The following is a 14,818-nucleotide window of genomic DNA, read 5'->3' on the forward strand; positions in this document are numbered from 1 at the left end:
GTATTATTTTATCAGGTCATTCATAAAAGTAATGATGAATTATCGTGATCGAAAACTGTACAACAAATTGAAACGCGGATCAACCACAAATGTGGCAGATTACCAAAATATCATCCAGAAGGATTCCCGGGAAAGAATTACCATCGCTGTGCAGAGCCCGGTGCCGGCCCCCAGAAAGAGCCGTTCTCTGCCGCTGGATTCAAATGCGGGATCCGTGCGGTGTTCCGTGTAACACCGGGCATCCATGGCCAGACACAAATGATCGGCACTGATAACGGTTTTTTTGAGCAGGGGCAGGGTCAGAAACCGGATTTGCCGGACCGGGTTTTTTCTGAAACTGCTGCACCGTGCATTCACCGCGTCTGCTGTTTGTCCGGCCCGGGAAAGGATCAGGGGAAAAAATTTGAGGCACAGACTGATCATGATGGCCGCCCGCTTTTCCGGCACAAACGGAACAGGTGCCAAAAACCATTGGGCCGCGCTTTTCAACGCAGCCGGCCGGGTGGTGGCGGCAAAGAGCAGGCCGATCACCATGACCAGAAAAAACCGCACCCCTACCAAAGATCCCTGGGCCAGGCCCTGCCGGGTGATCTCAATCCCTGAAGCAGATAAAATCGGTTCTCCCGGTACCGTGACCGCCCGGGTGGCCGCCATAAGGGCCAGAAGCAGAATAAATCCCTTTAATCGGACGATTAAGCGGTCCATGGGCATGCCGATGGCACACATCAATGGATACACCACCAGAAAGCAGACCAGGCATGCGCTGAACCCGGCGGTGAACAGCGCCATGCTCAGCATGCACACCAGAACGGTCTTGGCCCGGACATCCAGGTGATGCAGGACCGTGGTGCCGGCCTGAAAAGAAAACAGGGTCAGGTCTGCCATGGCGGGGCCGAATATCCCATTCGGGAAAAACAGGGCTCTCTGATGCCGAAGTACTCCAGATTTCCCAGCAGTTCTCTGGGCGGCCCATCTTTGACCAGACGGCCCTGACCGTCCATGATGAGCATTCGGGACGCGTAAGTGATCACCTCTTCCACTTCGTGGGTCGCCATGATAATGGTTTGTCCTTCCCGGTTCAACCGGCAGATGATCTCCACCAGATCCCGGGAAGCGGGATAATCCAGGTTGGCAAAGGGTTCATCCAGCACGATAATTTCCGGATCCATGACCAGGATGCCGGCGATGGCCAGCCGTCGTTTCTCACCGCCGGACAGGGTGGAAGGGTTCCGGTCTTTTAAATAAATCAGATTCATGTATGCCAGGGTCTGATCGACTTTTTCAAGAATCCGGGCCCGGGGTGTATTCAGGTTTTCCAGGCCGAATGCCACCTCGTCTTGGACCGTGTCTGCAACAATCTGGGTGTCTGCATCCTGGAATACCATGCCGATGGTTTTCCGGGTGACAATCAGATTTTCGGTCACGCATCGGCCATGGAGCCGGATTTCACCGGATGTCGGCCGGACCAGGGCATTGAGATGCCTTATCAGTGTGGTTTTTCCGGATCCGTTGGGTCCGGCCACAAGAATAAATTCTCCGGGAAAGATCCGGGCGCAGATATCATGAATCCCAGTACCGTTGAAAAATGCATGGGTTAAATGATCGATTTCCAGAATGGGCCGGGGCATGATAAATTATTCCTTGAGCAGGGGCCGGATTTTTCGGGCCATGACCACAGCGCCCGCGATTTTCACGGCATCCCCCAAAAGAAACGGAATCAGGCCCAGCGCCAGGGCCTGGCCCCAGGACAGGGAAAACGCCAGCTTCAACCATGGGACCCCGACCCCGTAGAGCATGATGGAACCTCCGATCATGGCCAGGATATCCCGGAACGGTGTTTGGCCCAGAAACCTGGATATCGCCCCGGTCACCAGGACCGCAGGCAGGTATCCCAGCAGATATCCGCCTGTGGGGCCGAATATTTTTCCGATTCCTGACGTGCCGCCGGCAAATACCGGCAAACCGGCCAGGCCGATCAGCAGATACACGGCAACGCAGGCGGTTCCCCAGGCCGGTCCCAGAATCAGGCCGGCCAGCAGAACAAACATGTTCTGCAGCACTATGGGAACCGGTCCAATGGGAATGGCGATAAACGCACCCACACATATCAAAGCCACAAACAATGCCGCATGAACCATGGGCCGCAAACTGTCTGTCTGAGTCATCGTATATTTCCTTTCAGGTATGAAAACAGTCCCCGTAAATAATGGGATGATTTTGTCCTTTTGAATCTTTCACCCACAGGGTGCCCGCGTCATCCACATCTTGGGCCAGGCCTTGGATGGTCTGATTCCGGGTTTCCACCCGGACCCGGGTGCCGATGGTACTGGTGCGCTGCTTCCATGCCCCCATGATGTTTCGGGCATTCAAATCCTGGATCCGGTCAAAGAAACACTGGAGAAATTGCGCCAGAATTTTTTTTCTGGATACGGGTCGGCCCAGGGCCTGGCCAATGGAGATGGACTCAAATGCACTGGAAGAGGGGTCGTTGTTGACATTGATACCAATACCCACCAGCAGAAACCGGATCATATCCGCCCGGGTTTCGATCTCAGACAATAGCCCTGCCAGTTTTTTTCCCTCCAGCAGAAGGTCATTGGGCCATTTGACCCGCACATCCAGTTTGAACAAGGTTTCCAAAGTCAAAGACAGACTCAGGGATGCGGCAAAATTGTACAGATAGGCCAGGGCCGGCGGGGTGTCCGGAGTCAAAATCAGGGTGATCCACAGCCCGCCCGGGTCTGATTCCCATTTGCGGTTGAGCCGGCCCCGGGCTTTTATCTGATGTTCCGCCACCACACAGCTGGCATGGGGCACACCCTGCCGGGCCAGTTCTCTTGCCGTGTCCATGGTGGTGGTCACCCGGGGAAAATAATGGATCCGTTCGGATAAAGGCGGGTCAAAGCAGACCGGCAGCAGCAGGTTGTCCGGGTCTGTCAGAAAATACCCTTTAGGGCTGGATTCGATCAGAAACCCGTCTTGTTTCAAAGCATGGATATGTTTCCATATGGCCACCCGGGAGATGCCGGTCAGTTCACTGAGTCTGACCCCGGAAATGGTGCGGCCCTTTGCCCGGTATAATTTTTCCAGGATGATCTGGCGGATATGCTGTATTTCGTTAACCATAACAGGAAAGAATGGTTAACAGAAAAATCACATCCGGTCAAGAAAATTGATCCGCCGGGTTCGGTTTTTCGGTTTTACTTGAACCGGACCGCCCATGTGGTTTATAAAAGAAAAATGAGTGAAAAGGAAATACAGATATGAAGGTCGTCAGACAGGTGTTGCCCCATGCCTCCGATTTCAGGCGGTTCTGGAAACAGACCGGTCCGTTTGAATTCGCGTTGACCAGTGCAGAATTCCCCCCGGTGCTGCTGGGGCCTGAAGAGTGGATTTTCGGGCATACGGCCCGGGATGTGCTCGAAGCATTGATGGGATTTGCCCCGGGAAAAACAAAGATTGTCCGGTCGGATTTCAATGTGAAAAATACCCGGATTCTGCGGCCGGACCATCTGATTGCATGGAAAATCCAGGATTTTCCCGAAGAATGGAATCATGTGGTGTGTGATTTTTTTGTCCCTGAAGGGCACCTGACCCGGGCGGTGGAAAACCGGATGAATGCGGTCCCCGTGCCTGGAGATGATGGGCACCAGGTGGCGGCCGCATTTTTCAGTCTGCTGGAAAATCATCTGGAGGCCATGGGATATGTGTGGTTAAGGCCCCGGGAAAATGCCAGGTATGCCGCTGTTCAGGCGTATCTGTCGGAATGGGAAAAAGATGAAAAAGACGCCGGGTTGCTGTAGCCGGTCCCGGTCAGACCTCATTGTTGAGAATTTTGTCGCACAGCATCTGCTTGTAATCGATTCCCACGGTTTTAAATCCTTTGGTCCCGTATTTCATATTGCCTTCCAGCACCAGAAACCGGCCCTGGGATTCCACAATATCGATGCCCACATCGTCCCACCCGCATTTGTCAGCGGTTGAAAGCGCCAGATCCAGGGCAGCGGCCGGCACCGGATCAAAACAGATGTGGCCTCCCTGGGAGATATTGGTTTTGAAGGTATCTGCCGGGGCGACCCGCCAGTAGGCCAGCACCACGTCCCGGCCGATGATGATGATCCGCATGTCCCGGTCTAAAGCCAGGTATTCCTGGATATAGGCCGGGCCTTTCCGGTTCAGGTACGTGGACAGATCTTTTGGATTTGTAATGAGAAAAACCCCCTGGCCCCGGGCCGAGCCCCGGGGGATTTTGGCAATGAATGGAAAAGAAAATTCTGACAGGATGGTCTGTTTCTGGCGGGGACCGTAATATACCCGGGTTTTGGGATGCGGAACGCCCAGCATCTGAAACATGGCGGTCTGCCGGATTTTGTCCATGGCAAAAGTGTAGGTGTGAACACTGGGAAACGTGGGTTTGCCCATGGCATTGAACAGACTTGCATAAAACGCGGTGGGGTAAAGGATGCGCCGGGCCGAGATCAGCTGCTGCTGTTGTTTAAGGGGATAGTCACTAAAATTGGGCCGGAATCCCAGTGTCGTGATCCGGGAACAGTGCCTGAGCCGGGCCCCGATGGCCACTAGGCCTGAATTGGCCGGACAAAGGCTAGGATCGGTCATAGCCATGGGGATTTTTCTGCTGCCAGTGCCAGGCGTCTGCACACATATCGTCTAAGGTTCGAGTGGCCTTCCACCCCAGTTCGTTTTCGGCTTTGCCGGGGTCGGCCCAGCAGGCTGCAATATCCCCGGGCCGCCGGGGATCTGTGTCATAGGGGATGGGGCGGCCGCAGGCCCGTTCAAATCCCTGGATCATTTCCAGTACAGAATATCCTTTTCCCGTGCCTAGGTTGTAGGTGAGAACACCGGGGGCGGCCAGCAGTCTGGGCAGGGTTTTGACATGGCCTTCCGCCAGATCACACACATGAATATAATCCCGGACCCCGGTGCCGTCCGGGGTCGGGTAATCATTGCCGAACACCCGGACCCGGTCCAGGGAACCAATGGCCACCCGGGCGATATAAGGCACCAGATTGTTGGGAATTCCCCGGGGGTCTTCTCCGATCAGGCCGCTGGGATGGGCCCCCACCGGATTGAAATACCGGAGCCGGGCAATATGCCATGCAGGATCAGATATGAACAGATCCTCAAGAATCTGTTCGATCATTAATTTGGTCCGGCCGTAGGGGTTGGTGACAGACAACGGAAACGTTTCCGTGATGGGCAGGGTGTCGGGATCTCCATATACGGTGGCCGATGAGGAGAAAATAATTTTTTTGACATCTGAGTCAGCCATGACCGACAACAGGTTCAAGGTGCCGGTGATATTGTTGTTAAAATAGGTCAACGGCAGGGTAATGGATTCCCCCACGGCTTTGAGCCCGGCAAAATGAATCACCGCATCGGGCCGGGACCGTTCAAAGACCCGGCTGAGCGCGTCTTTGTCCAGCAGATCCCTGTTAAAGAAATCCACGGATTTGCCGGTGATCTGCTCCACCCGGGTTAAGGAGGCTTGGGTGCTGTTGCACAGATTGTCCACCACCGCCACATCCATGTTCTGTTCGAGAAGGGCCACGCAGGTGTGGCTGCCGATATAGCCGGCACCACCGGTCACCAGTATTTTCATGGTCTGTCCTTGTAGGGTTTGAGTATCCGTGTCTGTTGCCGGGCGGTTCGGTTGAACAGGTCCCGGCATCGGGTGCAGTTTACACACAAGTGATTGCACCCGGCAAGGGTGTTTAAAAAATCAGGTCCCAGCTGTTTGTTGTCCACGTGATAAGCATCGGCTAAAAACCGGGTGGCATCCATCAATTCCAGCAGGTTGCCGTCAAATGATTGGTGGATATATGCATTGACGGCCTGAATTAAAAAGCGTGATCCCAGAGTTCGGCCGCTGATTTTGACGGTGTCGGCAAGCCGGGCATACGCGGTCAGATCTTCGGGCCGGATGAACGGGCTGCTGAAAAAAAAATGTGGGTGATGATGAAAAAAATCATGACACCCATGCCTCTGACTGATCCGGTGGGTCATCTCCGGGACCAGTCTGGTATTGGACAAAGACACCTGGGCATCATGGGTGAGTTTGAACGGGCAGTGGCTCAGGCACCCTTCATTGGCCATCAGTTCAATGCCCACATCCGGAAAGGCCTGCCGGATGGCGGACACCATTTTTCCCAAGCCGTTGAAATCCCGGTTCAAAGATCGGTCCAGCACCAGTTTTCCAGGCAGTTTAAACCGGGTTTCCCGGATGGCTGCCAGCATGGAAAATGCTTTGGGGGCATTGTCCAGCATCATGTTGATTCCGGGCACGGCTTCCAGGGATTTCACCTGTTTGTGCCCGGTTTTTGACAGGGCCGTGAGCAGATACATATCCGAGAACACGATGCCGCTGAGGCTGCCAATCGAATCCAGGGCCTGGAGCCGGTCCAGTATCCGGTTCAGAAACCGGGTGTCAAAATACCGTTCCGGGGTGATAAAGCGGGTGTTGAAAAGACAATAGGTTTTGATTTTACCCAGGCGGGGCAGATGCTTTTTTAAAAAAGGCAAGTCCAAAGATCCGAACTGAATTCGGGCATCGAGTGCCGGACCGTCTGGCAACGCAAAATACACAGATGACAGTACCGATTTGTTTTTAACCAGAAAATCGATATAGGGGGCATCCACAATAAAAGGAACGGACAATTTCATAAATATATGTTATATAGAATTTTTCAAATATGGCAACGCGTGAATACCACTTTGATGACCGGAGGATAAAAAAAGGCCGCCTGACATTGACAGGCCATGGGACGGTGATTAAACTATGGGTCATTCAGGCGGGCACATCCTGAATTCAATAAACCATAAGGAGAGTTTACCAATGATTGAATTGACAGATCCTGCAAAGGAGCAGATCGACAACTACTTTCAGGGGAAGGAACCGACCCCGATTCGTATTTTTCTGAATTCCGGCGGCTGAGGGGGACCCTCCCTGGCCATGGCTCTGGATGAGCCTAAAAATTCAGATGACAGTTTTGAAGTAAAAGGTCACAAATTTGTTGTGGACAAAGAATTCATGCAAAAAGCGGAACAGATTAAAATCGATTTCACGGGAATGGGATTTCATCTGGATTCCAATATGGATCTCGGCGCACCGGATTGTGGCGGATGCGGCGGATCCTGCGGCTGATCATATATTGTATTGATAAATTGTAAAAAAAGGTGTGCTGTAAAAAGCGCACCTTTTTTTATTCAATCCATGGACCGGATCACCAGAAGCGTGCCGGACTTGATGGAAATCTGTGCCGCGGATTCTGAAAAAAAATTGCTGATGCCCAGGGTGGTGCCTATTCTCAATGTCTGATCCCGGAGCGGATAGGACAGGCCCGTGAGGGTGACCCCGGTGACCGTGGCGGTCAAAGGGATGAGCGACACCAGATCCCCGGGATTTCCGGACAGTTCCAATCGGTCTTTCACCAGGCAGATCTCATTGTGCGCATCCATGATTCTGACACAGATACCGGCATCTGCCAGGGGAACCAGCAGCAGTACATTGGCCAGTGTATGATCCAGCCGGGTACCGGTGGCAGCCAGCATGGTGATATGGGTGGCACCCCGGTTTTTGGCATAATCCAGGCACAATTCCATATCGGTTCTGTTTTTCCGGCGGGGATAAGGTTGGACCGGGACCTTGTTTTTTTTGAAAAAGTTCAGTGTGTCCGGGTCAATGGAGTCCAGATCCCCGACGATCACATGGGGCAGGACTCCGTTTTTTTTCAGATGTCCGGCGCCGCTGTCCGCAGCAATAATCAGATCCGCGGTTTTCAGAAGACGGTGGATGTGCCGGTGCCAGGTTCGGGTCCGGGCCGGATCCAGGCGGCCCCCGGCGATGACAATGCAGTTCATGAAGGTGTTCATACCATGAAATGCCGGGTTTGAAAACCGGTATTTGCATCATGCCTTGACACCGGGAGTCCAAACTTATAATTTCCTTTCTTATGCGTGCGCCCACCACCATACATCGGTATATTTTCCGGGAATTTTTCCCGCCTTTCGGGATCAGTCTGTGTTTTCTGACTTTTGTGTTTCTGATGACCCGGATTCCGGAAATCATGAACCTGGTGGTCAATTACAATGCAGACATGCTGGCTGTGATCATGATGATTGTGTTCACCTTGCCCAGATTTATGGAATTCACCATTCCCATGTCCGTGATGGTGGCGGTGCTGCTGACATTTATCCGCATGTCCGGAGAAAATGAAATGACCGCCATGAAAGGGGCGGGTCTGTCTTTATACCGGCTGCTGCCGCCGGTGCTGCTCTTCTGTCTGCTGGGGACCGGGCTGACCCTTTTTGTCACCGTGTTCGCCGTTCCCTGGGGCAAGCTGTCCATCAAGGAAAAAACCCTGGATATGGCCCGGTCCAGCATGGATCTGGCCATAGAAGAACGGCAGTTCAACTCCCGGCTTGAAGGCATCATGATCTATGTGTCACACGTAGACATGAAAACAAAAGACCTGACAGACGTGTTTATTGAGGACCGGTCGGTGAAGGGCATGACCCGGATTTCCATTGCCCCGGAAGGACGGTTGATTCATTCACCGGACAAGGATGTGTATACCATCCGGCTGTTCAACGGGATGATCAATCAGGTGGACATCAAGGAAAAAACCGTGTCCAACATCCGGTTCGGACATTATGATATCAATATCGACCTGGCTGAAATGCAGCAGAAAAACGGCACCGCCGTTCAAAAGGATCTGGACGAGTACGATATCCGGGAACTGGTGACGTTTATCCGGTCCCAGGCAGGAGACAAAACCAGAATGAGCGAGGCCAGAATGGTGCTGCATGAAAAATTTTCCGTGCCGTTTGCCTGCCTGTTTCTGGGATTGCTGGCGTTTCCTTTGGGGGTTCAGTCTCTGGTTGCGGGACGCTCGTCCGGCCTGGGGTTCGGGGTGTTTTTTCTGCTGGTTTATTATATTTTTCTGGCCGCAGGATGGTCTGCCGGAGAAACCGGTCGTTTTCCCCCGGTTCTGGGCATGTGGCTTCCCAACCTGATCATGGGCGGAGCGGCAATATATCTGCTCAAGCGAAATGCCGATGAAAATCCGGTAAAGATGCCGGCACAGATATCCCGGGCCGGGGTTTGGATTAAACAAATTTACACGAAACTGACACGCCATGACCTGTCTGCATAGATACTGGCTCAAAGAATTTCTGACCTTTTTCGGGGTGATTCAGGCCCTGATTCTGGTGCTGTTTGTGATCATCGATTATCTGTCCCGCATGGACAAATTTCTGGAATCCAGTATTTCACTGGTGTATGCGTTCTGGTATGTGGTTCTCAAGCTGCCGTTCATGTTTGTTCAACTGACTCCGGCCGCCGTGCTTCTGGCTACCATCACCGTGTTCGGGCTGATGAACCGGAACAATGAGCTGACCGCAGTGAAATCTTCAGGCATCTCCGTGTATTTTCTGGTCAGACCGGCAGTGGGTATCAGCCTGATTATGGCCGGGATAATGTTTGTTTTAGGCGAATCCCTGGTGCCGTTGTCCATGGCAAAATCCAATGATATCCGTCAGTATGAGATCCGGAAGCAAAATCAGATGACCCAGAACCAGAACAATATCTGGATCAAAACCGACAACCGGCTGGTGCACATCCGTTTTTTTGACCCGGTCCAGAAAACCGTGGCCGGTGTCTGCGCCACGACTCTGGGGGAAGATTTTTCTCTGATTTCCCGCATCGATGCGCGTTTCGGCAGATATGAGCTGGGGCAGTGGCTTCTGGAGGATGTGGTGGAACAGACCTATAATCCGGACACCCACGATTATGATGTGACCCTGTCGGACATGAGACTGTCGGATCTGGGCCTGGTGCCTGAAGATCTGGGGCAATGGGTGAAAAAATCCGATGAAATGGGATTTTTCGAACTGAAATCCTATGTGGAAAAAGTCCGGGATGAAGGGTATGACGCCACCACGTATGAAGTGGACATGCACGGGAAAATCGCATTCCCCTTTATCTGCGTCATCATGGCTTTGACCGGTGCGGCCGCAGGTATGCGGTCTTTTGCCCGGGTGAATCTGCCCGGCGCCATCGGACTGGGGGTGGCCATCTCTTTTTTTTACTGGGTGGTGTACGGCATCTGCCTGTCCATGGGATATGCCGGGGTGCTCCCCGCAATGGTGGCGCCCTGGGTAGCCAATGCGCTGTTTTTGTGCGGCGGCATCATTTTTCTGATCAACACGGAATAAACGGTTATGATCTGGTGTTATCACATCCTGGTTATCACGGGATTCATACTGGTGCTGCCTTTTTTGCCGATTGTGTGGCTGGTGTCGAAAAAAAGGCGGGCCAATCTGATGCAGCGCCTGGGGCTTTGTACCGGCATAAAAAAACAGTCCGGTCCCCGGAAACCGGTCTGGATTCACGCCCTTTCCGTGGGGGAAGTCAAATCCGCCCTGCCGCTGGTTATGGCGGTCCATGATCATTTTCCACAGACCCCGATCGTTTTTACGGCATCCACCCGGACCGGTTATGACACGGCCCGCACCCTGTTCTGCCGGGCAGATTCTCCCCTGGTTTCCCAACTTGCGTATTTTCCCTTTGATCTGCCCTGGGCCGTTGCAAGGGTCCAAAAAAAGATTGATCCGGCATGGGTCTGTCTGGTGGAAACTGACCTGTGGCCGGGATTTCTTCATGCCATGGATCGGAAACAAATTCCTGTGGTTCTGGTGAATGCCAGGCTGTCACGCCGGTCCTTTCACGGGTACCGCCGGCTGGGACCGGCCGGGCCGCTTTTTTTTTCCAGACTGACCCATGTGGCGGTGCAGACCCGCCGTGATCTGGAACGGTTCAATGCCCTGGGGGTTCCCATGTCCCGGTTGACCCTGGCCGGGAACATCAAATTTGATTATCCGCTGAAAACCCTGACCGATACAGAGAAAAACGAGCTAAAAAGCTGGTTTCACATGGATGACACCCAACCATTGTGGGTGGCCGGATCCACCCATCCCAAAGAAGAATCCATGGTGTGGGAAGCTTTTCAGCAGGTGCGCCGACAGGTGCCGGACCTGAAACTGTTGGTTGCGCCCAGGGATCCGGGCCGGTGTAAACAGGTGGCCCGGGATATCGCCAAAAAAGGAGGGGAATCGATATTGCTTTCCACCACCCGAGACAACCCCAAAGATGCACCGGTGATGCTTCTGGACTGTTTGGGCGTGCTGGCAAAGGCTTATGCCGTGTGTGATGCCGCCTTTATCGGCGGGTCTTTAGTGCCGTGCGGAGGCCATAATCCGCTGGAACCGGCCATGTTCAAAAAACCGATATTGTTCGGTCCGCACATGGAAGATTTTGCCGAAGTGGCAGATCTGCTGCTGGCCCGGGCGGGTGCCTGTCAGGTGGATGATGCAAACGCCCTGGCCCGCAACCTGGCTGATCTGATGACGTGTCCGGATGATGCCGCGCAAATGGGACATCGGGCATTCAGCGTGCTGGAAGAAAACGCCGGTGCAGTGGACCGGACCTTGGCGATACTGTCACCACTGAAGACCGGGGGAAAATATGTTTAAGTCCCTGGAAAAAAAAATCATTCTTGCATCCAAACGTCAGGATCCCGCTCCTTTTCTGTCCTTTGACACCCTCCTCAAAGCGGTGTCTTACGGGTATCAGACGGGTGCGGTTCTTCGAAACCGCTGGTACCAATCCGATCGAATTTCCCGGAAACGCCTGCCCTGTCCTGTGATTTCCGTGGGCAATATCATGGCCGGAGGGACGGGGAAAACACCCATGGCTGTGTATCTGGCAAAAATGTTGATTGAATCGGGCAAAAAACCCGTGGTGATCAGCCGGGGATACAAAGGCCGTCTGAAACATTCGGCTGCCATTGTGAGCGACGGCACCCGAATGTTTCTGGATGCGTGTGCGGCCGGAGATGAACCCTATATGATGGCCTGCCTGAAACGATTTCCCGTGGTGGTGGGAAAAGACAGGTACCGGGCCGGATGCCTGGCCCTGGACCAATTGGATGTGGATGTGGTGGTTCTGGACGACGGGTTTCAGCACAGGCAGCTGCAGCGCGACCTGGATCTGGTCCTGATGGATCATGATGTGCCATTGGGAAACGGACGGATGCTGCCGGCCGGCCGCCTCAGGGAACCCGCAGCCCCGGCTCTGGCCAGGGCCGATGCCGTGATTCTGACCCGGTGTCCGGAAACACCTGAAGTCATGTCCCACCCTGTTTCAGCGCTTGCTCCGGATCTGCCCGTGTTTTACAGCCGGCACCACCCGTTTCTGGCGGGTGTGTATCCGGCCGGTTCCCGAAACAGCCAATCACATCTTGCCACGCAAAAAAAATCAGAAACACCTTTGTTGTCAGACAGTCTTCAGGGCGTGCCCGCAGTTCTGTTTTCCGGTATTGCCGACAACCGGGCCTTTTTCCGCACCATCCAGGGGTTCGGTGCAAATATCCTGGATCACCTTGAATTTGAGGATCATTACCGGTATAAGAGGGCTGACATTTTACAGATCCGGCACCGGGCAAAGGCTTTGAATGCAGCCATGCTGGTGACCACCCAGAAAGACCGGGCCAGGCTGGACAAAGATATTGATTGGCCTCTGGATCTGGCCGTCATCGGGATCACCCTGACACTTGAAAATGAATCCGGGTTTTGCCGTCTGGTTGAAACCCGGATTCAAACGTGAGACATCAATGAATCATGAAAGATGAACAGATATACCGGCTGTTGAAGCGGATGATTTTTTTTATGGGAATCATTCCCATCCCGGTGGCGGATTTTTTTGCCCGGGTTCTGGGGCGGCTCTGGTTTCGAATCGACAAACGCCATCGCAACATCACCATAGACAACCTGACCTGGGCATTCGGCCGTGAATGGTCAGAAGAAAAAATCGAGCAAACCGCCCGGCAGGTGTTTGTCAACATTGCATCCATGCTGTTTGAAGTGGCCTGGTCGGCCCGGCTCTCCAAATCCCGGTTTTTGTCTCATTTCACGGTCAAAGGGCTGAGGCATGTGACAGCGGCCCATGCCAAAGGCAAAGGTGTTCTGGTGATCACCTGCCACATGGGCAATTTTGAGATGCTGATTCCGGCCATTGAAGGCACTGGATTAAAAGGGTATGCCATCTACCGCAAACTGGATTTTGAGCCCCTTGAACACTTGATCCGCCGGTTGAGACAACGGTTCGGGGTGACCATGGTCCCCATGCGGGGGGCCGCCGGCAAACTGGAGGATATCCTGGCATCCGGCGGGGTGGTGGGGACCCTGATCGATCAGAATGTGGACTGGTACAAAGGGGTGTTTGTCCGGTTTTTCGGTCGACCTGCCTGCACCAACAGCGGTCTGGCCAAACTGGCCATGAAAACCGATGCGCCTGTGGTGCCCCTGTACACCATCCGCCATGGCAGACAGTTTATCATCCAGTTTCTGCCGGAAGTACCTGTGACAGTCACAGGAGATCCCATCACGGATATTGAAACCAATACCCAGCAATTCACTACGGCCGTGGAAACCATGGTCCGCCAGTGTCCGGACCAGTATTTCTGGGTGCACAACCGGTGGAAAACCAAACCCTGGTGCCTGTGGCCTAAACAGGAACCCCGGTAACCCCTTTGATCTGAAAAACAATGAAGAAAAATATATCCAATCAAATCTGCCGCAGAATTCTGATCCGGGCCGCCAACTGGGTGGGGGATGCCATTATGACCACTCCGGTGATCCGGGCGGTGCGCAAAAATTTTATGGATGCACATATCACAGTGCTGGCCAAACCCTGGGTGATTCCTGTTTATGAGAACAACCCATATGTGGATGACGTGATGGTATATGATGCAGCAAACCGCCACAAAATGGGGGCGGGAACCCTGCGTCTGGCATCAGATATCCGGCAGCGGCAATTTGATCTGGCGATTCTCATGCAGAATGCCTTTGAGGCGGCCCTGCTGGTGTTTCTGGCCCGGGTTCCGGTGCGGGTGGGATACAATACCGATGCCAGAACCTGGCTGCTCAAGCCGGCGATTCCGCTGGATCCGGCACTGAAAAAAACACATCTCATCGATTATTATCTGGGGATTCTCACCGGTGCCGGACTGGCAACCCACGGCCGGGACATGGACCTGTATCTGTCTTCCGCTGATCGGGATGACGCGGATCACCGGCTAGTTAATCTGAAAAAAAATGGGTCGGACCGGGTTCTGGGCATCAACCCCGGGGCCACCGGCGGAACCGCCAAACGCTGGTTTCCGGATCGATATGCCGCCTTGTGCAGACGACTGGCCAAAACCTATGACACGCGGATTCTGATTTTTGGGGGGCCCAAAGACCGGGCCCTGGGCGAACAGATCCGTGCCATGGCACCGGGATGCTGCGTGAACCTGGCCGGTGAAACCACCCTGGGTCAGGCGTTTGCCCTGATACACCAGTGTGATTTGTTTGTCACCAATGATTCAGGACTCATGCACGCGGCCGCCGCCTTGAATATTTCCCAGGTGGCGATTATCGGTTCCACCGATCCCAAGGCCACCTCCCCGGACAGCCCGGCCAGCACCATCATCCGGGTACCGGTGCTCTGCGCGCCCTGCCTGAAAGATGACTGCCCCACGGATCATGCCTGCATGGACCGGATCACGGTGGACATGGTGTTTGACACCTGTTGCCGGATTCTGGATTCATAAGCGTGGATCCTGAATTTCAAGGAGAAAGAAACTGTTTTCATCCATTCAAAAAATTCTGATCATCAAGCCCAGTGCATTTGGAGACATCATTCATTCACTGCCTTTCCTTGATGCGGTAAAAAAACGGTTTCCCCACGCCCGGGTGGACT

General features: G+C 53.7%; 15 protein-coding genes and 1 pseudogene. 8 read left to right on the forward strand and 8 right to left on the reverse strand.

What is annotated here, in order from left to right; translation table 11 throughout:
* Nucleotides 1–99: 99 nt before the first annotated feature.
* From K365_RS0107125 to K365_RS0107140, 4 genes are read right to left on the reverse strand one after another with little or no spacing between them, the layout of a single operon-like run.
* On the reverse strand, nucleotides 100–885 hold the full coding sequence (locus K365_RS0107125; protein WP_024334031.1) for an energy-coupling factor transporter transmembrane component T family protein: 786 nt from the start codon (nucleotides 883–885) through the stop codon (nucleotides 100–102).
* Nucleotides 873–1,628, reverse strand: coding sequence for an energy-coupling factor ABC transporter ATP-binding protein (locus K365_RS0107130; RefSeq protein ID WP_024334032.1), 756 nt, complete (start codon nucleotides 1,626–1,628; stop codon nucleotides 873–875). The genes K365_RS0107125 and K365_RS0107130 overlap by 13 nt, the downstream gene beginning before the upstream one ends.
* Nucleotides 1,629–1,634: 6 nt before the next feature.
* Complete coding sequence (locus K365_RS0107135; RefSeq protein WP_006965877.1) at nucleotides 1,635–2,165, reverse strand: biotin transporter BioY; 531 nt, start codon at nucleotides 2,163–2,165, stop codon at nucleotides 1,635–1,637.
* Nucleotides 2,166–2,178: 13 nt separating this feature from the next.
* Nucleotides 2,179–3,126: a biotin--[acetyl-CoA-carboxylase] ligase gene (locus tag K365_RS0107140; RefSeq protein WP_024334033.1), complete on the reverse strand. Its 948-nt coding sequence runs from the start codon at nucleotides 3,124–3,126 to the stop codon at nucleotides 2,179–2,181.
* Between the two features lie 137 nt (nucleotides 3,127–3,263).
* Here K365_RS0107140 and K365_RS0107145 point away from each other — a divergent pair, with 137 nt between their 5' ends.
* Nucleotides 3,264–3,803, forward strand: coding sequence for a hypothetical protein (locus K365_RS0107145; RefSeq protein ID WP_024334034.1), 540 nt, complete (start codon nucleotides 3,264–3,266; stop codon nucleotides 3,801–3,803).
* A gap of 10 nt (nucleotides 3,804–3,813) precedes the next feature.
* Here the strand turns inward: K365_RS0107145 and K365_RS0107150 are convergent, their stop codons facing one another.
* The 3 genes from K365_RS0107150 to K365_RS0107160 are packed head-to-tail and all read right to left on the reverse strand — an operon-like array spanning nucleotide 3,814 to nucleotide 6,681.
* Complete coding sequence (locus K365_RS0107150; protein WP_029724995.1) at nucleotides 3,814–4,623, reverse strand: ATP-grasp domain-containing protein; 810 nt, start codon at nucleotides 4,621–4,623, stop codon at nucleotides 3,814–3,816.
* A complete protein-coding gene (galE, locus tag K365_RS0107155) occupies nucleotides 4,604–5,620 on the reverse strand; it encodes a UDP-glucose 4-epimerase GalE (protein WP_024334036.1) in 1,017 nt (338 codons plus the stop codon). The genes K365_RS0107150 and galE overlap by 20 nt, the downstream gene beginning before the upstream one ends.
* Entirely contained in the window at nucleotides 5,617–6,681 is a 1,065-nt protein-coding gene (locus tag K365_RS0107160; RefSeq protein ID WP_024334037.1) for a hypothetical protein, read from the reverse strand. The genes galE and K365_RS0107160 overlap by 4 nt, the downstream gene beginning before the upstream one ends.
* 289 nt (nucleotides 6,682–6,970) lie before the next feature.
* On the opposite strand from K365_RS0107160, the gene K365_RS29620 reads away from it, so the two are divergent.
* On the forward strand, nucleotides 6,971–7,162 hold the full coding sequence (locus K365_RS29620; protein WP_006965870.1) for a hypothetical protein: 192 nt from the start codon (nucleotides 6,971–6,973) through the stop codon (nucleotides 7,160–7,162).
* A gap of 62 nt (nucleotides 7,163–7,224) precedes the next feature.
* On the opposite strand, the gene K365_RS0107175 is transcribed toward K365_RS29620, so the two are convergent.
* The gene (locus K365_RS0107175) at nucleotides 7,225–7,878 is read right to left on the reverse strand and encodes a thiamine diphosphokinase (RefSeq protein ID WP_024334038.1); all 654 of its coding nucleotides are present in this window, start codon (nucleotides 7,876–7,878) and stop codon (nucleotides 7,225–7,227) included.
* A gap of 92 nt (nucleotides 7,879–7,970) precedes the next feature.
* On the opposite strand from K365_RS0107175, the gene lptF reads away from it, so the two are divergent.
* From lptF to waaF, 6 genes and pseudogenes are all read left to right on the forward strand, one after another.
* On the forward strand, nucleotides 7,971–9,173 hold the full coding sequence (gene lptF, locus K365_RS0107180) for an LPS export ABC transporter permease LptF (RefSeq protein ID WP_006965868.1): 1,203 nt from the start codon (nucleotides 7,971–7,973) through the stop codon (nucleotides 9,171–9,173).
* The gene (gene lptG, locus K365_RS0107185; protein ID WP_006965867.1) at nucleotides 9,157–10,233 is read left to right on the forward strand and encodes an LPS export ABC transporter permease LptG; all 1,077 of its coding nucleotides are present in this window, start codon (nucleotides 9,157–9,159) and stop codon (nucleotides 10,231–10,233) included. Before lptF ends, lptG begins: the two co-directional genes overlap by 17 nt.
* A gap of 108 nt (nucleotides 10,234–10,341) precedes the next feature.
* Nucleotides 10,342–10,881, forward strand: a pseudogene (locus K365_RS29575) (3-deoxy-D-manno-octulosonic acid transferase); the annotation flags it as partial.
* Between the two features lie 661 nt (nucleotides 10,882–11,542).
* On the forward strand, nucleotides 11,543–12,682 hold the full coding sequence (lpxK, locus tag K365_RS0107195; RefSeq protein WP_024334040.1) for a tetraacyldisaccharide 4'-kinase: 1,140 nt from the start codon (nucleotides 11,543–11,545) through the stop codon (nucleotides 12,680–12,682).
* Nucleotides 12,683–12,696: 14 nt separating this feature from the next.
* Complete coding sequence (locus K365_RS0107200) at nucleotides 12,697–13,602, forward strand: lysophospholipid acyltransferase family protein (protein WP_024334041.1); 906 nt, start codon at nucleotides 12,697–12,699, stop codon at nucleotides 13,600–13,602.
* A gap of 20 nt (nucleotides 13,603–13,622) precedes the next feature.
* Nucleotides 13,623–14,669: a lipopolysaccharide heptosyltransferase II gene (waaF, locus tag K365_RS0107205; protein ID WP_024334042.1), complete on the forward strand. Its 1,047-nt coding sequence runs from the start codon at nucleotides 13,623–13,625 to the stop codon at nucleotides 14,667–14,669.
* Nucleotides 14,670–14,818: the final 149 nt, after the last annotated feature.

It is taken from the genome of Desulfotignum balticum DSM 7044 (genome assembly GCF_000421285.1).
In the GTDB taxonomy this organism is placed as follows: domain Bacteria; phylum Desulfobacterota; class Desulfobacteria; order Desulfobacterales; family Desulfobacteraceae; genus Desulfotignum; species Desulfotignum balticum.

What these genes read in the sequence shown, in the direction of transcription:
- K365_RS0107125 (WP_024334031.1), bottom strand. Translation starts at nt 885, where the DNA reads ATGGCAGACCTGACCCTGTTTTCTTTTCAGGCCGGCACCACGGTCCTG.
- K365_RS0107130 (WP_024334032.1), bottom strand. Translation starts at nt 1,628, where the DNA reads ATGCCCCGGCCCATTCTGGAAATCGATCATTTAACCCATGCATTTTTC.
- K365_RS0107135 (WP_006965877.1), bottom strand. Translation starts at nt 2,165, where the DNA reads ATGACTCAGACAGACAGTTTGCGGCCCATGGTTCATGCGGCATTGTTT.
- K365_RS0107140 (WP_024334033.1), bottom strand. Translation starts at nt 3,126, where the DNA reads ATGGTTAACGAAATACAGCATATCCGCCAGATCATCCTGGAAAAATTA.
- K365_RS0107145 (WP_024334034.1), top strand. Translation starts at nt 3,264, where the DNA reads ATGAAGGTCGTCAGACAGGTGTTGCCCCATGCCTCCGATTTCAGGCGG.
- K365_RS0107150 (WP_029724995.1), bottom strand. Translation starts at nt 4,623, where the DNA reads ATGGCTATGACCGATCCTAGCCTTTGTCCGGCCAATTCAGGCCTAGTG.
- galE (WP_024334036.1), bottom strand. Translation starts at nt 5,620, where the DNA reads ATGAAAATACTGGTGACCGGTGGTGCCGGCTATATCGGCAGCCACACC.
- K365_RS0107160 (WP_024334037.1), bottom strand. Translation starts at nt 6,681, where the DNA reads ATGAAATTGTCCGTTCCTTTTATTGTGGATGCCCCCTATATCGATTTT.
- K365_RS29620 (WP_006965870.1), top strand. Translation starts at nt 6,971, where the DNA reads ATGGCTCTGGATGAGCCTAAAAATTCAGATGACAGTTTTGAAGTAAAA.
- K365_RS0107175 (WP_024334038.1), bottom strand. Translation starts at nt 7,878, where the DNA reads ATGAACTGCATTGTCATCGCCGGGGGCCGCCTGGATCCGGCCCGGACC.
- lptF (WP_006965868.1), top strand. Translation starts at nt 7,971, where the DNA reads ATGCGTGCGCCCACCACCATACATCGGTATATTTTCCGGGAATTTTTC.
- lptG (WP_006965867.1), top strand. Translation starts at nt 9,157, where the DNA reads ATGACCTGTCTGCATAGATACTGGCTCAAAGAATTTCTGACCTTTTTC.
- lpxK (WP_024334040.1), top strand. Translation starts at nt 11,543, where the DNA reads ATGTTTAAGTCCCTGGAAAAAAAAATCATTCTTGCATCCAAACGTCAG.
- K365_RS0107200 (WP_024334041.1), top strand. Translation starts at nt 12,697, where the DNA reads ATGAAAGATGAACAGATATACCGGCTGTTGAAGCGGATGATTTTTTTT.
- waaF (WP_024334042.1), top strand. Translation starts at nt 13,623, where the DNA reads ATGAAGAAAAATATATCCAATCAAATCTGCCGCAGAATTCTGATCCGG.